This is a genomic window from Candidatus Eisenbacteria bacterium, from assembly GCA_035712145.1.
Taxonomy (GTDB): Bacteria; Eisenbacteria; RBG-16-71-46; order RBG-16-71-46; family RBG-16-71-46; genus DASTBI01.
In genome coordinates, this window is record DASTBI010000247.1 from 40,823 (window position 1) to 58,903 (window position 18,081).

At 67.5% G+C, this 18,081-nt stretch carries 12 protein-coding genes and 1 pseudogene; 10 read left to right on the top strand and 3 right to left on the bottom strand.

Translation table 11 applies throughout. The annotated features are described in order from the left end of the window. Window positions 1-5: 5 nt before the first annotated feature. A complete protein-coding gene (locus VFQ05_17255) occupies window positions 6-1,604 on the bottom strand; it encodes a trehalose-6-phosphate synthase (protein HET9328518.1) in 1,599 nt (532 codons plus the stop codon). A gap of 217 nt (window positions 1,605-1,821) precedes the next feature. Between VFQ05_17255 and otsB the strand changes: the two are divergent. After that, window positions 1,822-2,532, top strand: a pseudogene (otsB, locus tag VFQ05_17260) (trehalose-phosphatase). A 79-nt stretch (window positions 2,533-2,611) separates the two neighbouring features. On the opposite strand, the gene tkt reads toward otsB, so the two are convergent. After that, a complete protein-coding gene (gene tkt / locus VFQ05_17265; protein ID HET9328519.1) occupies window positions 2,612-4,627 on the bottom strand; it encodes a transketolase in 2,016 nt (671 codons plus the stop codon). A gap of 106 nt (window positions 4,628-4,733) precedes the next feature. Between tkt and VFQ05_17270 the strand changes: the two genes are divergently transcribed. From VFQ05_17270 to VFQ05_17280, 3 genes are read left to right on the top strand one after another with little or no spacing between them, the layout of a single operon-like run. Further along, window positions 4,734-5,162 carry a M67 family metallopeptidase gene (locus VFQ05_17270; protein HET9328520.1) on the top strand — a complete coding sequence of 143 codons (429 nt, stop codon included), beginning with the start codon at window positions 4,734-4,736 and terminating at the stop codon, window positions 5,160-5,162. After that, entirely contained in the window at window positions 5,159-6,316 is a 1,158-nt protein-coding gene (gene moeB / locus VFQ05_17275) for a molybdopterin-synthase adenylyltransferase MoeB (GenBank protein HET9328521.1), read from the top strand. Before VFQ05_17270 ends, moeB begins: the two co-directional genes overlap by 4 nt. A gap of 22 nt (window positions 6,317-6,338) precedes the next feature. Beyond that, window positions 6,339-7,778 (top strand): M48 family metalloprotease, encoded by a 1,440-nt coding sequence (locus tag VFQ05_17280; protein ID HET9328522.1) that lies wholly within the window; start codon window positions 6,339-6,341, stop codon window positions 7,776-7,778. Window positions 7,779-7,802: 24 nt separating this feature from the next. On the opposite strand, the gene VFQ05_17285 is transcribed toward VFQ05_17280, so the two are convergent. Further along, entirely contained in the window at window positions 7,803-10,487 is a 2,685-nt protein-coding gene (locus tag VFQ05_17285) for a protein kinase (GenBank protein HET9328523.1), read from the bottom strand. A 183-nt stretch (window positions 10,488-10,670) separates the two neighbouring features. On the opposite strand from VFQ05_17285, the gene VFQ05_17290 reads away from it, so the two are divergent. The 6 genes from VFQ05_17290 to VFQ05_17315 all read left to right on the top strand — a co-directional run. Continuing rightward, window positions 10,671-11,201, top strand: a complete 531-nt coding sequence (locus VFQ05_17290; GenBank protein HET9328524.1) for a cytochrome c3 family protein — start codon at window positions 10,671-10,673, stop codon at window positions 11,199-11,201. 8 nt (window positions 11,202-11,209) lie between these two features. Further along, window positions 11,210-14,377, top strand: coding sequence for a molybdopterin-dependent oxidoreductase (locus VFQ05_17295; protein HET9328525.1), 3,168 nt, complete (start codon window positions 11,210-11,212; stop codon window positions 14,375-14,377). Window positions 14,378-14,387: 10 nt separating this feature from the next. Next, entirely contained in the window at window positions 14,388-15,782 is a 1,395-nt protein-coding gene (gene nrfD, locus VFQ05_17300; protein HET9328526.1) for an NrfD/PsrC family molybdoenzyme membrane anchor subunit, read from the top strand. Further along, on the top strand, window positions 15,779-16,336 hold the full coding sequence (locus tag VFQ05_17305) for a DUF3341 domain-containing protein (GenBank protein HET9328527.1): 558 nt from the start codon (window positions 15,779-15,781) through the stop codon (window positions 16,334-16,336). Before nrfD ends, VFQ05_17305 begins: the two co-directional genes overlap by 4 nt. Beyond that, window positions 16,329-16,895, top strand: coding sequence for a cytochrome c (locus tag VFQ05_17310; GenBank protein ID HET9328528.1), 567 nt, complete (start codon window positions 16,329-16,331; stop codon window positions 16,893-16,895). The genes VFQ05_17305 and VFQ05_17310 overlap by 8 nt, the downstream gene beginning before the upstream one ends. After that, on the top strand, window positions 16,892-18,081 hold a 1,190-nt coding region (locus tag VFQ05_17315; GenBank protein HET9328529.1), incomplete at its 3' end, for a hypothetical protein. The genes VFQ05_17310 and VFQ05_17315, both read left to right, overlap by 4 nt.

Consider the following 18,081-nt stretch of genomic DNA (forward strand, 5'->3'; position numbering starts at 1 on the left):
CCATTCTATGCCGGAGGCGCCGTCGTTTCCGAAGGCTCCACCGGCTCGGAGGGTTGGCGGCGGAGCCCAAGGCTCACCGCCGAATCGAGCACCGAGATCGTCCAGTCGAAGATGTTGCGTCGCAGCACGGTTTCACGCAATGCCGCCATCCGGTCGCGGCGGGCCTCGGGGGGCTCGGAGAGCGCCGCGTGGTAGGTGTCGGCGAGTCCATCGCGGTCGAACGGCGTGGCGATCCAGGCGCGCTCCAGCTCGCGCGCCGCGCCGGTGAAGGGCGAAAGGATGAGCGCGCCCTCGAGGTCGGGAGATGCCGCGACATATTCCTTGGCCACCAGGTTCATGCCGTCGTGGAGCGAGGTGACGGCGCACAGATCCGCCACGCGGTAGTAGGGCAGCAATTGATGGAAGTCGAGGTTGGCTTCGATCAGGTGGACCGTCGGTCCACCGTCGCGAGGAAAGCGCTGGTTGATGCGCTTCGTCAAGGCTCGTGTCCGGGTCATCACCTGGCGATACTCGGCCAGCTCGATCCGCGACGGCGTGCCGATCTGGATGAACGCGAAGCGCCCGATCCACTCCGGGTACTTCTCGAACAGGCGCTCGAGTCCTTCGAGGCGCTCGGGGATGCCCTTGGTGTAGTCGAGACGATCCACGCCCAGCCCGATCTTGCAGTCGTGGAGTCCGAGCCGCTCGCGGAGCGACTTCTCGCCTTCGACCGCGGGCCCCGAATCGACCAGCGCGCCGATCTCGTCGGCGTCGACCGCGATCGGGAAGTGGCGCACCCAGGTGCGGCGGCCTCCGCGCTCCACCGCCAGGCGCTCGTGATCGACACGCGCTTCGAGCGTCTCGGCCACGGTGTCCAGGAAGTTGCGGGCGTGCGGCCGGATGTGGAAGCCGACGAGATCGTTGGCCAGCATGCCTTCGAGAATCTCGCGCCCCCAGGGAAGACGCCGGAACACTTCGGCGTTGGGCCACGGGATGTGCCAGAAGAGCGCGGTCTGGAGATCGGGCCTCGCCTCGCGGAGCGATGCGGCCGCCAGCGCCAGATGGTAGTCCTGGATGAACACGAAGGCAGGCTGGTCGCGGATCTCTTCGAGAATGGCGGACGCGAAGCGCGCGTTGACGTCCTGGTATCGCCGCCAGTCGGCGAGATTGAAGCGCGGGCGCACGTAGGCGATGTGGCAGAGCGGCCACAGCGCCGAGTTCGAGAAGCCGGAGTAGTAGCGGGCGTGGTCCTCGCGAGTCAGCCACAGCCGGCGCAGCGCGTAGCGCGGCCGCTCGGGCGGGCAGGGGACGTGGTCGCGATCGTCCACCACGGTCCGGTCGGCATCCCCGCTGCCATGAGCGACCCAGGTGCCTCCGAGGGCCTGCATCACGGCGTCGAGCGCCACCGTCAGTCCGCCCGCGTTGCGCACCGCGCGGATCTCGTCCCCGGCGTACTGGTGCGAATACGGCTCGCGGTTGGACGCCACGACCATGCTGCGCCCCGCCAGATGGGCCTTTGCCCAATTGGCGAGATCGCCTCGTGTGGTCCTCGGCGGTCCATCGCTGCGTTTCTGGGTGCGGACGGCAGCACGGCTCAACGCCGATCGGACGCGGTCCAACTCCATGCGAAGCCTCCGGCGGCGTGGGGAGGATTGGAAGCATGCCCTTCCAGCAAGGGGGATGCAAATGTGAACATTCTCGCAGGCACGCGCTTCTTGCGTGAGGACGCGGTGTTGCGCGACATCGCGTCCGGATGATCCGGACGCCGGGTTGACCCGGCCCGCGATCACTCGCCATGCTGGCTCCGTGCATCCCACGCTAGGAGGCCAGCTCCGCTCGGCCGTGGGTGCATTGCTGCCGAGCGCGCGGGGCCTCGATCTTGCGACGGACTTCGACGGCACGTTGGTGCCCATCGTGGCCCACCCGCGCCAGACCGTGCTCTCGGACCGCATGCGCCAGGCGTTGTCGCGCCTTTCTGAGCTGCCGCGCGTGCGGGTCGCGGTGTTGTCGGGCCGCCGGCTCGACGATCTGGAGCGCCACCTCGCCATCCCGTCTTTGCACGTGGTGGGGCTCTCGGGATTGGAGAGCCGCGATCCGGATGGGCGGCGGCGCCTCCACTTCGATGGGCGCATCGACCTGTCCCTCGTCGACGAGATCGAGGGATGGTGTCGCTTCTATCCAGGCGCCTGGATCGAGGACAAGAGTCCCGCCTACTCGGTGCACTATCGCGCCGTTGCCGCGGCGCCGCGCCACGATTTCCTGGCGGGATTGAATCAGTTGCTCGCCATCCATCATCGAGGGCTGGAGATCACGCAGGGTCTGATGGTGCACGAGCTGCGTCCCGCCGGCTCGCCCGACAAGGCCGCGGCGCTCAGGCGCTGGCTGGGGCGGCGTGATCCCGAACGATTGCTGGTTGGCATGGGTGACGACGCCAATGACCTGCCCGCCCTCGCCCTGGTGCAGGAGCTGGGTGGAATCGCGGTGGCCGTCGGACCGCGCCATCTCGACGCGCCCCATCACCTGGCAGGTCCGCAGGCGACGATGGAGTTCCTCGAGTGGCTCGCGGATCTATGGAGCGTACGCGCCGAGCAGGAGTCGTGGAACGCCATGGAGCGTGGCGACGATCACGATCTCAGCGCCGTGCCCACTCCAGCACCCGATCCGCGACTCGATCCGGCGTCAGTCCGAAGTGCTCCTGAAGCGCCGGATAAGGCGCAGAAGCTCCAAAGCGATCCACGCCGATCGCCAGACCGTCGAGACCGACGAACCGGTACCACCAGCCGGTAGCCCCGGCTTCGAGCGAGACGCGCCGCCGCGCCGGGCCGAGCAGGGACTCGATCGTATCCGCCTTTTCCTCCAGCAGCAGCTGGGGTGCGGGTGCGCTCACGACGCGCGCGCCGACCCCTCCGGCTTCGAGCTTCTTCGCCGCTTCGACCGCCACCCAGACCTCGGAGCCCGTGGCGATCAGCGTGACCGGATCGGGTCGCGACGCGTCGCGCAGCAGATAGGCGCCGCGGCGCACGTCCGCGGATGTGAGCGGACGGGAACGCTCGAGCGCCGGGAGGTTCTGGCGCGTGAGCGCCATCAGCGTGGGTGCGTCGCGGCGCTCGAGCGCCAGCCCCCACGCACCCGCGGTCTCGAGGCCGTCGGCGGGGCGGATCACCAGCAGGTGAGGAATCATGCGCAGCGAGCCCAGGTGCTCGATGGGCTGGTGCGTCGGCCCGTCCTCGCCCAGGAACACGCTGTCGTGCGTGAACACCCAGATCACCTGCTGCTCCATCAGCGCGGAGAGCCGGATCGAGGGGCGGGCGTAGTCGGTGAAGACCAGGAACGACGCTCCATACGGGATGAAGGTGCCGTGCAGGGCCATGCCGTTGGCGATCGCGGCCATGGCGTGCTCGCGCACGCCGAAGTGCAGATTCCGCCCTTCATAGGCGCTCTTCTGGACCGAGGGCGAGCCGGCGATCCGCGTCTTGGTGGAGGGCTCGAGGTCCGCGCTCCCGCCGGCCAGAGCCGGCACCAGCGCCGCCGCCTTCTGCAGCACGGCATTGCCGTGGGCGCGGGTCGCGGCGGGGCCGCTCGGGGCCGTGGCGAGCAGCTGCTCCATGATGTCGCCGGGCACGCGACGCGACAGATGCGCGTCCCAGAGCGCGGCGCGCTCGGGATGGCGCTCCTTCCAGCGCGCGAGCTCCCGGCGCCACGCGTCCGCCTCGGGCGCCACTTCCTCGGCGCGGCGCGCGAACACGGCGCGCACTTCGGGCGGCACCAGGAATGGAGGCGACTCGGGCCATCCGAGCGCGCGCTTGGCCGCCGCGGTTTCCTCGGGGCCGAGCGCCTCGCCGTGCGCCTCGCGCGTGTCCTGCTTGTTGGGCGCGCCGTAACCGATGTGACTGCGGGTGATCACCAGGCTGGGACGCGCGGTGTCGGCGATCGCGGCGTCGATGGCGCGAGCCAGCGCGTCGTGATCGTAGGGATCGGCCTTCGAGACCTGCCAGCCGTAGGCCTCGAAGCGCCGCCCGGCGTCCTCGGAGAACGCCAGCGACGTGTCGCCCTCGATCGTGATGTGGTTGTCGTCGTAAATGTAGACCAGGTTGCCGAGGCCCCAGTGCCCCGCGAGCGACGCCGCCTCGGAAGCGATGCCTTCCATGAGGTCGCCGTCGCTCACGATGCCGAACACCCGGTGCGTGACCGGCGCGAAGTCGTCGCTGTTGAAGCGGGTGGCCATCATCTTCGCGGCCAGCGCCATGCCGACGCCGTTGCCGAAGCCCTGCCCGAGCGGTCCGGTGGTGGTCTCGATCCCCGGGTCCTTGCTCTTTTCCGGATGTCCGGGGGTGCGGCTCCCGAGCTGGCGGAAGCGCATCAGCTCCTCGATCGGCAGGTCGTAGCCGGTGAGATGGAGCATGGCGTAGAGCAGCATGGAGCCGTGGCCCGCCGACAGGACGAAGCGGTCGCGATCCGGCCATTCCGGTTCCTGCGGCTGGTAGCGCAGGTAGCGGGTCCACAGGAGATAGGCGACGTCCGCCATTCCCATCGGCATTCCCGGATGACCGGACTTGGCCTTCTCGACCGCGTCGAGCGCCAGAAAGCGGATGGTGTTGATCGCCAGACGGTCGAGAGCCGTGTCGCGCAGCGCGGCGCTGGTGCCCATGCAGCCTCCATCTCTCTCGAAGGACGCCGATACGGTAGGGGAACGCCGATCCTAAGCGACCGCGCGGGATGGCGCCAGAGCCGGGCCGGTGCGCTAGACTCCGTTCATGAGTTGCTCGATCTCGGCGGATGCTCTGGACGCGATTCGCGAGCACCTGGCGCGCGAGTACCCGCGCGAGGGCTGCGGACTCCTGGTGGGCGAAGGCGGGGGTGACGAGCGCACCATCGAGTACGCCGTGCCGGCGCGAAACGAAGAGCGCGATCCTCATCGCTACGCGATCGCGCCCGAGACATTTCTCGAGGCCGAGAAGGCGGCGCGGCGGAGAGGGCTCGAGGTCGTGGGCTTCTTCCATTCCCACCCCGATCTCGAGGCGCGACCGTCGGAGAGCGACGTGGCCGAAGGCTGGAGCCATTACACCTATCTGATCGTCAGCGTCCGCGCCGGCGAATGCCGGTCGATGACCGCCTGGCGCTTCGATGGCGGGACTTTCGAGCCCGAAACTCTGCATGTTCCGGCCGCGAGGGCATCGCGATGAGCCAGGCGCCACCCCTGCCCGAGCTGAGCCGCGAGGAGCTGCTGCGCTACAGCCGGCACCTGATCCTTCCGGAGGTGGGTCTCGAAGGGCAGCGCAGGCTCAAGGGCTCGTCGGTGCTGATCGTCGGCGCCGGAGGTCTCGGCTCGCCGCTCGCGCTCTATCTCGCCGCCGCGGGCGTGGGAAGGATCGGCCTCGTCGACTTCGACCAGGTGGACGAGACCAATCTGCAGCGCCAGATCCTGCACGGCACTTCCAGCGTGGGACGCTCGAAGCTCGAGTCGGCGCGCGCGCGGCTCGCCGACATGAACCCGCTGATCCGCGTGGACCTCTACGAAGCGCGACTGTCACGCGACAACGCCTTCGAGATCCTCGAGCCCTATCAAATCGTGGTCGACGGCACCGACAACTTTCCGACCCGTTATCTGGTGAACGACGCCTGCGCGTTGCTCGCCAAGCCCAACGTCCACGGCAGCATCTTCCGCTTCGAGGGTCAGGTGAGCGTGTTCGACGCCACCCGCGGGCCGTGCTACCGCTGCCTCTATCCCGAGCCGCCGCCGCCGGGGCTCGTCCCCTCCTGCGCCGAGGGCGGCGTGCTGGGCGTGCTGCCCGGCGTCATCGGCGTGCTGCAGGGCATCGAGACGCTCAAGCTCCTGCTCGGGATCGGCGAGCCGCTGATCGGACGACTGCTGATCTTCGAAGCCCTCGGCATGAGCTTCCGTGAGCTCAAGCTGCGCAAGGATCCCGCCTGCCCGCTGTGCGGCGAGCGCCCGACCATCCGCGAGCTGATCGACTACGAGCAGTTCTGCGGCATCACGCCGTCTCCGGATGCGGAGGACGAGCGCTGGGAGATCGGGCCGCAGGAGCTTTCGGATGCGCGCCGGCGCGGGGATCTGGTCCTGCTCGACGTGCGCGAGCCTCAGGAGCACGCGATCGCGCACATCGAAGGCGCTCGGCTGATGCCGCTCGGCGCCCTGCCGGCGCGCATCTCCGAGCTGGACTCGAGCCAGCCGATCGTCGTGTTCTGTCATCACGGGGTGCGCAGCAGGATGGCGCTCGACTTCATGCGGCGCGCCGGATTCGCCAAGATCCAGCACCTGCGCGGGGGCATCGACGCCTGGTCACGCGACGTCGATCCCACCGTGCCTCGTTATTGACCTTTCGATGGAGGATAGACCGATGCGCCGCTCGATCAGGCGATGGTGGTGGGTGCTGGGAATCGCGCTGCTCGCCGGCTGCGCCAAGAATCCCGTTACCGGCAAGAGCGAGCTGTCGCTGGTCAGCGGGGCTCAGGAAGCGCAGATGGGGAAGGAGGGCTACAACGCCGTCATCCAGGAGTACGGGATCTACGAGGACCCCAAGCTCCAGGCCTACGTCGACAGCATCGGGCAGAGCCTCGCGCGCGTCTCGCACACGCCCCAAGGCCCATGGAAGTTCACGCTGCTCGACGATCCGACGGTGAACGCCTTCGCCATGCCCGGCGGTTACGTGTACATGACGCGCGGGATGATGTCGCATCTGAACTCGGAGGCGCAGCTCGCCGGAGTGATGGGCCACGAGATCGGCCACGTCACCGCGCGGCACTCGGCGCAACGCATCACGCAGCAGCAGCTCGCCGGCATCGGGCTCGGCGTCGCCGGGATCTTCTCGACGGGATTCCGGCGCTACAGCGAAGTGGCCACGCAGGCGCTCGGCCTGATGTTCCTCAAGTACGGGCGCGATGACGAGAACCAGTCCGACGAGCTGGGCGTGCAGTACTCCACCGCCGCGGGCTGGGATCCACGCGACATTCCCGCCACCTACGCGATGCTCAAGCGCGTCTCCGACCAGGCCGGCCAGCGGCTGCCGTCGTTCCTCTCGACCCATCCCGACCCGGGCAGCCGTGAAGAGCGGACGCGGGCGCTGGCGGAGAAGGCGGCGGCGGGCAAGACGGGGCTTATCGTGCGCGAGCGCGCGTACCTGCAACGGCTGGATGGCATGATCTACGGCCGCGACCCGCAGCAGGGCTACTTCGAAGGCACGCATTACTACCATCCGAAGCTGGCGTTCCAGATCACCTTCCCGGAGGGCTGGAAGACGCAGGACTCGCGCAGCTTCGTGATGGGGGCGTCGCAGGACCAGAAGGCCGTCATGCAGCTCACGCTCGCCCCCAAGAGCGACCTTTCGCCGGCGGCGTACATCGACGCGCTCCGGAAGGACAACCGCATCGCCGATTCCCAAGGCGCCAACGAGACGATCGGCGGCTACCAGGCGTGGGTGGGAAGAGTCGCGGTCCAGAACCAGCAGGGCCAGCAGGCCACGCTGGTCGCGGTCCTGATTCGCACTTCGCCCGAGCTGATGTATCAGATCCTCGGGCAGCCCGGCAGCGAGGCGGGCGAGCAGCAGATCCTCAGAGCCGCTCGCTCGTTCGGCAGGCTGACCGATCCCGCGCGGCTCTCGGTCAAGCCGGACCGCTTGCGCGTTGTTCCGGTGACGAGATCCGGCGATTTCATGTCGGTGGTGCAAGCCCAGGGTCCGCAGGCCATCGGCATCGAGCAGACCGCGATCATGAACAACAAGTTCAACGACCAGCAGGTGAACGCAGGCGAGCTGATCAAGATCGTCGCCCGCGGTCGCTAGCCTACGAGGGATGCGGGAGTAGGCCTACTCGAACGTCAGCAGCCAAATGTCGCTTTCGTTGATCTGACGAACGACGATCAGCGTGCGTCCATCCGCGGAGAGCCGCAGGTCCCCCGGACCGGGGATTCCGGGAATTTCCCGCGAGGTTTTGGTCACGACGTCCCAAAGCACTGCGGAATTGCGATTGACGTCCCATCCGATGATCCTGTGGCTGTCGGGCAGCCATGACCAGGTCTGGATTGACGTCGGTTGCGCCGACAGCGCTTCCGCGTGCCGCGTCGCGAGCGTGAAAATCGCCGGACAGCGGCCCTGGGGGAGCACGAGGTCGCCCATGATTCGAGTTCCGTCCGGCGACCATGCGAGTGGAGTGAAGCCGTCATAGACCGAATCGATGACGGCTGGAGTTGGGAGCTTGCCTGCAGTGAACCAGTCGTCACGGACCTGAGCGATGCCCAATTCAAGACCACCGCTCCCCGATTGCGCCACTGCGAGGCGAGAACCGTCCTTCGTCATGTCCACCTCGATGGTTTCGTAGCGGGAGTCGCCCGCGATCTTCCTCAGCTCGGTCCCATCGGATCGCACCAGCCAGGTTGCGTACTTCCCGTCACGGTTCGAATAGAACATGATCCAGCCGGTGCCACGCACCCATGACGGCCCACGGTTCCGGAATCCGTCGTCGGTCAGACGCCGTCGTTCCGTTCCATCCCGGCGCATGATGGTGATGTTCTCGCCCGGAGAGCCCGTCCGGTAGGCGATCCAGGATCCGTCGTCGGATAGGTCCGCCTGGACGATGGGTGTGGACGTTCCGAACACTTGCACGGGCTGCGAAGTGGGCTTCCCGATGATCGGATCGAAGCCTCCCTGCAGGACTTCGGACCTGGCGTCATTCACCATGATTGCGAGGCGCTTGCCATCGGCAGAAAAGCTTCCCCTCATCACCCGCGCCACGCCCGCGGTCACGGGCTCGGGGGCGCCGCGCACCGTTCCACCCGCTTCATCGATCGCGACTCGCCACAGATCGGGAATGCCGCTGCGATCGCTGATGAAATAGATCGACCGCCCGTCCGGCGCCCAGAACGGACCCCAGTCCGCCGCGAGATCCCGGGTGACGGGCTTCAAGTCGCCCCCATCGGGACGGATGGTCTTGAGATCTCGTTGGCCCGCCTCCGCCGACCAGAACGCAATGCGATGCCCGGATGGCGACCACGCAGGATCCACCGCGTCGCCCGTATAGATCCGCTTCTTCTCTCCGCTCGCCACGTCCACGACCCACAGGTTCGCCGTCGCACCCCGTCCATAAGGACTGACGACCCGCTCCGTGCTGTAGACGATCTTGCGTCCGTCCGGGGACCAGCTTGGATGGGAGCCTTCGCTCGTCAGCTTGCGTGGCGACTCGCCGGTGGCTCCCATGACGAATACACCGCCGCCTTCGCGCGTCGAGCTGAACGCAATCCGCTCCCCATCGGGCGAGTACACAGGATCGTAGTCGGCGTGCCGAGAGTTCGCGGTCAGGTTGATGGGGTTCTCTCCGCCGACGCGCAGCAGATAGATGTCCTCGTCGGCGCCGGAACGTGAGACGAAGAGGAGCATCTTCCCATCCGGCGAGAGCTGCGGACTGACTTCCTGTCCGTGATAGTCCGTGAGCTTGTTCACCGAGACCACGTGCGGGCCGGACCGCGCTCCAGACGAGGCCCCACGACCCCCCGGAAGCAGCCTCTCGCCGATGAACAGGCCCGCGGCCAGCGCCACGAGCGCCGTGGTGGGGAGGATCCAGGCGGCATGACGCACGACACGTGGCGAACTGGAGGCCGCGTTCGCCAACGAGCTGGATTGCGCGATCCACTGCAGCTCGCGACGCAGATCCCCCGCGCTCTGCCAACGGTCGTCGGGATCCTTCGCCAGGCACTGCTGCACCACGCGGTCGAGTGCGGGCGGCGTCATCGGGACGCGCTCGGAAATGCGCGGCGGGTCGGTGTTCATGATCGAGGCAATCAACGAAGCCTGACTCTTGCCCTCGAACGCGCGCTGGCCGGTCGCCATCTCGTAGAGCACGCAGCCCAGCGCCCAGAGATCGCTGCGTGCGTCGGCTTCGTTCCCCTCGAGCTGTTCGGGAGCCAAGTACTGAAAGGTGCCGACGATCGTGCCTTCGGCCGTCAATGGAGAGGCGAGGTGGGGCGATTGGCTGAGCGCGAGGGTCGCAACGGTGACGGACACCGGATGCACGACTCCATCGAGAGCGCTGCGCGCGAGGCCGAAATCCATGAGCTTGGCGCCCGTCTTCGTCAGCATGATGTTGCCCGGCTTGAGGTCGCGGTGCGTCACCCCGGCGCGATGCGCGAGCTCGAGGGCATCCGCGACCTGGGCGCCGATCCGCAGCACGTCAGCGGTCGGAAGCCGGCCACGCGTCAGTCGGTCGGCCAGGGTCTCGCCGTCCACCAGCTCCATCACCAGATAATCGGTATCGCCCTCGCGTCCGACGTCGTGGAGTGTGCAGATGTGCGGATGGTTGAAGCTCGAGACGGTACGTGCCTCGCGCTCGAAGCGCGCGCGTACCCCGGCGTTCGCGCTGAGCTGCTGGGGCAGAACCTTGACGGCGACATCGCGACCTAGCCGCGTGTCACGCGCCCGATAGACTTCGCCCATGCCGCCGGATCCGAGCGGGGCGAAGATCTCGTACGGGCCGAGCCTTGTCCCGGGGGAAAGACGCACCGGTGGAATGTATCCGAACCGAGGCCGGATGACCGCCCGTTCCAATCGATACAAAGCCCTCGGCGGCGCCTCCCGACCTCGGATAGTCGCTTGGCCCACGCTCGCTTCAGGCCACTTTGTTCGAAGTTTCACAAGACGGTTGACAGCGTCTAGACAGCGTCGTAGGTTCCCGCGGTCCCGACCATGACTCGCGCCCTCGCGGTGGTCCTCGTCGCTGTCACGCTCGCTGCCGCGACCGTGGCGCTCTCGCAATCCACGCTCATCCCCGTTGGGGGCGGCAAGGGCCCGCAGCAACCCATCGCCTTCAGTCACAAGATCCACGCCGGCAACCTGCAGATGGACTGTCTGTACTGCCACTACGGCGCGGACAAGTCACCGATCGCCAACATTCCTCCGGTTGGCGTGTGCATGGGCTGCCACAAGCTGGCGATGACCGATCGACCCGAGATCAAGAAGCTGACCGGCTATTGGGAGCGCGGTGAGACGCCGCTCTGGGCCGAGGTGTATTCGCTCCCCGATCACGTGAAGTTCAACCACAAGCGCCACGTGAAGGCCGGGGTTCAATGCGCGGATTGCCACGGCAAGGTCGAGACCATGGACGTCCTCTACCAGTACCCGTCGCTCAAGATGGGATGGTGCATCACCTGCCATCGCCAGAAGGTGAACGACCCCAAGTTCCCGGCCACGCTCGACTGCGTGGCTTGCCACCACTAGAGGAGCGCATGTCCGAGTCGGTGGTCTTCCAGCGGCGCGACTTCCTGAAGATGCTCGGCCTCGGCGTGGCGGGCGCGGCCACGGGCTGCGGCACGCGGCCGGCGGATCGCCTGATCCCGTACCTGGTGGCGCCCAACGACGTGCTGCCCGGCGTGCCGTACTGGTACGCGACGACGTGCCGTGAGTGCAGCGCCGGTTGCGGTGTGCTGGCCAAGCAACGCGAAGGCCGCGTCATCAAGCTGGAGGGCAATCCGAACCATCCGGTGAATCGCGGCGGGTTGTGCGCGCGCGGTCATGCGGCGCTGCAGGCGCTCTACGACCCCGACCGCCTCAAGAGCCCGATGGTGAAGGAAGGCTCGGGCTGGAAGGCGATCACGTGGGCCGAGGCGATGACGCTGGCGGGCGGAAAGCTCACGGCGGCGCGAGGACGGGGCGCGCTCGTCACCGGCAACATCACCGGCTCGCTCCACAAGCTGTCGTCCGAATGGGCGACCGCGGTCGGCGCCTCGCATCTGGTCTACGAGCCGTTCGCGCACGAGAGCCTGCGCGAAGCCAATCGCCGCACCTTCGGCGTGGCGTCCGTGCCGCAGACCGATTTCTCGCGCGCGCGTTTCGTGCTGTCGCTGGGCGCCGACTTCCTCGAGACATGGGGCGCGCCGGTCAGCCAGATGCGTGGCTTCACGCAGAAGCGCTCCGAGGACCGCACCGCGTCGTTCGTGGCCGTCGAGCCGCGGCTCTCGATGACCGCGGCCAACGCCGACGAGTGGGTGGCGATCCGGCCCGGCACCGAGATGGCGTTCGCGCTCGGCCTCGCGCGCCTGATCCTCTCCGAAGGGCTGGCGACGGCGGCCGGCGCGGGCGGACTGCTCGAGCTGGTCTCCGCCTACACGCCCGAGGCCGTCGAGCAGCAGACCGACGTGCCGGTGGACACGCTGCGCCGCATCGCGCGCGCCTTCGGCACGCGGCGCCCGAGTCTCGCGGTCGCCGGCGGCATCGCCGCGCAGAGCGAGCAATCGGTGGCGCTCCTTGCCGCGGTCAATCTGCTCAATCATCTGGTCGGCAACGTGGGCGAGACGGTGCGCTTCGACCGCGCGCTCAACTACGACGCGGTTGGCTCCTTCGCCGACGTCCAGCGCCTGATCGGCGCGATGGGCGAGGGCCAGGTCGGCGCGCTGGTCGTGCACGGCGCCAATCCGGTGTACGCGGTGCCCGCCTGGGCGGGATTCGCCGCCGCGATGGACAAGGTGCCGTTCAAGGTTGCGCTCGCGACCGCGCTCGACGAGACCGCCGAGCGCTGCGATCTCGTGCTGCCGGTGTCGCACTCGCTGGAGACCTTCGGCGACGCGCAGACCACGCCGGGTGTCTACTCGCTCACCCAGCCGGCGATGCGGCCTCTGCCGATGTTCGACAGCCGTCCCGCGGGCGATGCGCTGATCGGTCTGGCGCAGGCCGCAGGTGCGATGTCGTTCCCCGCGAACTGGAAGGACTACCTGCTCGCCGAGTGGCGCACGCTCCACGGACGTTTCGGCGCCGGGCGTGACTGGGACACCTTCTGGGCCGATTCGCTGAAGGCGGGCGGCGTGTTCCAGGAGACGCCGGTGACGTCGACCGACGCGCGCTGGAGCGGAGCCCCGGTGTTCGCCGCGGCGGAGCTCAAGGGGAACGGAGACTACGCGCTCGTCGTCTATCCGACGATCGCCTTGCACGACGGACGCGGCGCCAACAAGACCTGGCTCCAGGAGCTGCCCGACCAGGCCACCAAGGTGGTTTGGGGCTCGTGGGCCGAGATCCATCCGGAGACGGCCGCCAAGCTCGGCGTCCAGATGGGCGACCCGGTGCGGGTCGAGACCGACGCCGGCTCGGTCGAGGTGCCGGCCTTCGTCTATCCCGGCATTCGCAAGGACACGGTCGCCATTCCGCTCGGCCAAGGCCACACGGCGTATGGGCGTTTCGCCACCGGCCGCGGCGTCAACGCTCTGGCGCTGCTGCCGCCGGCGCAGGACCAGGCCTCCGGCGCCGTCGCCTACCTGAGCGCGCGGGCGCGGCTCTCGAAGGGGACCAAGGCGGAATTCCTGGCCCGCACGCAGCGGAACTTCGACCAGCACGACCGGCGGATCGCGCAGATCATTCCGGTCTCGGCGCTGCTCGCGGCTTCGGCCGCCACGCAGGCCCCGCCAGCGCAGGAGCACGGGACGCCGGGGCACGGCGCCGGCCCTGCCGGAGGCCAGGAGACCCACGCGCAGGCGCATGGGGCCGCGGAGAAGGGCCATTCGATGATGCACCGGCCCGAGCAGACGAAGCCCGGCAAGCACACCGAGCCCCGGGCGCATGCGCCCAACGAGAAGATCCCGGCGCATTCGATCAGCGCCTTCCAGAGCCACGAGGTCGTGCGAAGCCCGCGCCGCATTCCGGTGTCGGAGGGCATGTACGGGAACGCCAAGCATCGCTGGGCCATGGCCATCGATCTCGATCGCTGCACCGGCTGCTCGGCCTGCGTGGTGGCCTGCAACGCGGAGAACAACATTCCGGCGGTCGGGCCGAAGATGATCCAGCGCGGCCGTGAGATGCACTGGCTGCGGATCGAGCGCTTCGACGGCGAAGAGGGCAAGGCGCGCACCGCCCACGGGCCCGACGTGCGGTTCGTGCCGATGCTGTGCCAGCACTGCACCGACGCGCCCTGCGAGATCGTGTGCCCGGTCTACGCCACCTATCACAATCCCGAAGGGCTCAACGCGCAGGTCTACAACCGCTGCGTGGGCACGCGGTACTGCTCGAACAACTGCCCCTACAAGGTGCGCGCGTTCAACTTCTTCGACTACGGCGCGCCCGAAAAGGAGACGTTCGCGTTCCACGAGCCGCTCAACTGGCAGCTGAACCCGGACGTCACGGTGCGCTCGAAGGGCGTCATGGAGAAGTGCACCTTCTGCGTGCAGCGCATCCTCGAAGGGAAAGGCAACGCCAAGGACGAGGAGCGGCCGTTGCGGGACGGCGAGATCAAGACCGCCTGCCAGCAGAGCTGCCCGACCGAAGCCATCGTCTTCGGCGACCTGATGGACCCCAACGCTCGCGTCACGCAGCTCTCGAAGAACGACGAACGGCGCTACTGGGTGCTCGAGGAGCTCAACACCAAGCCCGGCATCACGTACCTGAAGAAGATCGAGCGCGAATCGGCCTAGGAGAAGTGCTTTGTCCGAAGAGCTGACCTACGAAGCGGTCGCGACGAAAGAGGACCTGGCATCGCCCGAGCACGTTCCGGGGACGATCACCCAGAAGAGCCTCAACGACGACCTGCTCAAGCTGATCAGCATTCCCGGCCCGGTGTGGTGGGGATTGTTCCTGCTCGACCTGGCCATCCTGGCGATCGGCGCCATCGCGGAGCGGAACCAGATCGCGATCGGCATCGGCGTGGCCGGCCACACCCGGCCCGTCATGTGGGCCTCGTACGTCACCAACTTCGTCTTCTGGGTCGGCATCGCCCATTGCGGCACGCTGGTCTCGGCCATCCTCTTCCTGTTCCGCTCGCACTTCCGCCGCGCCGTGTACCGCGTGGCCGAGGCGATGACGGTGTTCGGAGTCATGACCGCCGGACTCTTCCCGATTCTCCACCTCGGGCGTCCGTGGTTCCCGTACTGGCTCTTCCCATATCCGACGCAGCGGCAGATCTGGCCCAACTTCCGCTCGCCGCTCGAGTGGGACGTCTTCGCGGTCACGACCTATCTGACGGTGTCGTCCATCTTCTTCATCGTCGGGATCATGCCCGACGCCGCGGCGGCGCGCGACCGCGCCAAGAATCCGTACATGAAGCTGCTGCTCACCATCTTCTCGTTCGGGTGGACAGGCTCGAACAACCAGTGGAAGCACTTCTACAGCGCCTATCTCTACTTCGCCGCCTTTGCCACCCCGCTCGTGCTCTCGGTGCACTCGGTCGTGTCATGGGACTTCGCGATGGCGCAGATCCCCGGCTGGCACAGCACGATCTTTGCGCCTTACTTCGTGGCCGGCGCGATCTTCTCGGGCGTCGCGCTGGTGATCAATCTGCTGATCCCGATCCGCTGGGGCTTCAAGCTCGAGCACATCGTCACCGACGACCACATCGAGAAGCTGGCGAAGCTCGTGCTGCTGACCTCCACGATCGTCGGCTACTCCTACCTGGTCGAATTCTTCTGCGCCTGGTACGGCCCGAGCCGCTTCGAGCGCGAGATGTTCTACAACCGCTTCTTCGGCCACTTCGCCTGGGCGGGGTGGATCATGTTCACCTGCAACGTGCTGATCCCGCTGCTGCTCTGGTTCAAGCGCGTGCGCCGCAGCATGCCGGTGCTGTTCGTGATCATGCTGTTCGTGAACGTGGGCATGTGGTTCGAGCGTTTCGTGATCATCGTCGGCTCGCTCGCCCATCCCTTCAACCCGAGCGGCTGGGACGTGAACTACCGGATGTCCTGGAGCGAGGCCGCGATCCTCGCCGGATCGTTCGCGTGGTTCGGCATGTTCTTCCTGATCTTCGTGCGGATCCTGCCGGCCTTCTCGGTGGCGGAGATCAAGGAGACGCTGGCGGCGCCGATGCGAGGGAGGAACGCGCGATGATCAAGGCCGTCGGCCGGATGATCGACAAGATCCTCACCGGACCTCCGCAGCGCTACCAGGGCGTGATGGGCATCTTCTACTACGTCGACGACGCCACGCAGGCGGTGAGCGCGCTGCGCGGCATGGGCCACAAGAACCTCAGCGTGTTCTCGCCGGTTCCCCATCACACGATCGAGCACGCGCTCGAGCAGGGGCCCTCGCTGGTGCGGTGGGTGACCGCGACCGGCGCCGTTCTCGGGATCACCGGCGGCTTCGCGCTCTGTATCTACTCGGTCTACTCGTATCCGCTCGTGGTGGGAGGGAAGGAACTGGTGTCGCTGCCGCCCTTCGTGGTGATCGGCTACGAGTCCATGATCCTGCTCGGCTCGCTCGCCAATCTGCTCGGCATGCTCGCCCTGGGGCGGCTGCCGGCGCTCAAGAACAAGGCGCCCTACGACCCGCGCTTCACCGAGGACAAGATCGGCATCTGGGTGCCGTGCTCGGGCGAGACCGCGACCCGTGTGCAGGAGACGCTCCGCGGCCATGGCGCCGAAGAGGTGAAGGTCCATGCCTAAGCTCGGAGCGATCTTCATGGTGCTGCTGGCCGGATCGACCTGGGCGGGGGCATCCATGCAGCGCGGCTGCCAGGACGTGAAGACCTCGCTCACGAACCTCATGTATCCCTCGCATCGCGACATGCGCCGCACGGTGGCGTTGACGCCCCAGAAAGGCGTCCTGTTCACGCCGGACAGCCTGAGCGTTCCCATCACCGGCGTGGAGCGCGAGCCGGACATGGCGCTGCTGATGTCGAACCGCGACGCCGTGGTCGGGCGCTTCGTCGACAACACCGCGACCGACGACTCCTCGCTGGCGCGCGGGGCGCGCACCTACCAGCGCCTGTGCCAGCCCTGTCACGGCGCCAAGTTCCAGGGCGATGGCCCGGTGGCCGCCAAGTTCATGCCGCCCCCGGATCTGATGGGAGCCACGACACGCGGGCGCAGCGACGGCTTCATCTACTCGTATATCCGCTACGGCGGCGCGATCATGCCGAGGTACGGGCAGGCGCTGAGCCCGGCGGCGACCTGGGACGTCATCCACTTCCTCCGCCAGCAGCAGAAGGCGAGCCCTCGATGACGGCGCACGCCGCCACGCCCCAGGGTCATCCGGACGCGATCCTCAAGGACATCGCCGGCAAGCTTCCGGTGCGTCCCAACGCGCGGAAGCGGATGATCTGGATGGTGTGCATGGGCATCGGGCTCATCGCGCTCATCTACCTGCTCGTGTCCGAGCCCAAGCGCGCGTGGGGCGCGTACGCGATCAACACCCTCTACTGGCTCGGCATCACCAACGGCGCGATGGTGCTGGCCTGCGCCATCCGGCTCGCCAATGGCCGTTGGGCCGGCCCGGTGATGCGCATCGCCGAGTCGATGTCGGCCTTTTACCCGTTCGGCATCGGTCTGTTCCTCATCCTGCTCTTCGTCGGCAGCCGTGCCTACCTGCCCTGGCTCACGCACGTGGAGCCTCGCCAGGCGGCGTACCTCAACTATCCGTTCCTCATCGCGCGCACGCTGATCGGCCTGGGAATCCTGTGGTGGCTCGGCCGCGATGTCGCCAGGATCTCGCTGCGGAGCGACGCGCAGCTGCTCAAGAACCACGTGGCGCCCGAGCTCAAGCCTCAGTACGAGAAGCTGGCGGAAGGCTGGCGCGGAGAACAGCAGGAGATCGACTGGCAGCGGAGCCGGCTTTCGAAGCGCGCGCCGCAGATGGTGCTGGCCTTCGCCGTGTTCTCCACGCTGTTCGCCTGGGACTGGGTGATGTCGTTGACGCCCGACTGGGTGAGCACGCTGTTCGGCTGGTGGTTCTTCATGGGCGCCTTCCTGTCGGGCATCGCGATGACCGCGTTCCTGTCCACTCAGCTCAGGAGCAAGTACCGGCTCGAGGCCTACATCACGCCCCATCACTTCTGGGACGTGGGCAAGCTGGTCTTCGGCTTCAGCATCTTCTGGGTCTACCAGTTCTGGTCCCAGTACCTGCCGATCTGGTACGCCAACATGCCCGAAGAGACGTGGTGGGTGTTCCTGCGCTTCGAGGAGCCGTGGCGCGCGCTCGGCTTCACGATCTTCGGCTTCGTGTTCCTCTTGCCCTTCCTCGGCCTGATGAACATGGCCACCAAGAAGAGCCCGTTCTGGCTCGCACTGTTCTCGCTGATCGTGCTCACCGGGATGTGGATGGAGCGGCACATCCTCGTGATGCCGTCGCTCGAGCCCGGGCGCGTGTGGGTGGGCCTGCCCGAGATCGGCGTGACGATCGGCTTCATGGG

Excerpts from the sequence above, each read along its gene's own strand:
- VFQ05_17255 (HET9328518.1), bottom strand. The coding sequence starts at position 1,604 with ATGGAGTTGGACCGCGTCCGATCGGCGTTGAGCCGTGCTGCCGTCCGC.
- tkt (HET9328519.1), bottom strand. The coding sequence starts at position 4,627 with ATGGGCACCAGCGCCGCGCTGCGCGACACGGCTCTCGACCGTCTGGCG.
- VFQ05_17270 (HET9328520.1), top strand. The coding sequence starts at position 4,734 with ATGAGTTGCTCGATCTCGGCGGATGCTCTGGACGCGATTCGCGAGCAC.
- moeB (HET9328521.1), top strand. The coding sequence starts at position 5,159 with ATGAGCCAGGCGCCACCCCTGCCCGAGCTGAGCCGCGAGGAGCTGCTG.
- VFQ05_17280 (HET9328522.1), top strand. The coding sequence starts at position 6,339 with ATGCGCCGCTCGATCAGGCGATGGTGGTGGGTGCTGGGAATCGCGCTG.
- VFQ05_17290 (HET9328524.1), top strand. The coding sequence starts at position 10,671 with ATGACTCGCGCCCTCGCGGTGGTCCTCGTCGCTGTCACGCTCGCTGCC.
- VFQ05_17295 (HET9328525.1), top strand. The coding sequence starts at position 11,210 with ATGTCCGAGTCGGTGGTCTTCCAGCGGCGCGACTTCCTGAAGATGCTC.
- VFQ05_17305 (HET9328527.1), top strand. The coding sequence starts at position 15,779 with ATGATCAAGGCCGTCGGCCGGATGATCGACAAGATCCTCACCGGACCT.
- VFQ05_17310 (HET9328528.1), top strand. The coding sequence starts at position 16,329 with ATGCCTAAGCTCGGAGCGATCTTCATGGTGCTGCTGGCCGGATCGACC.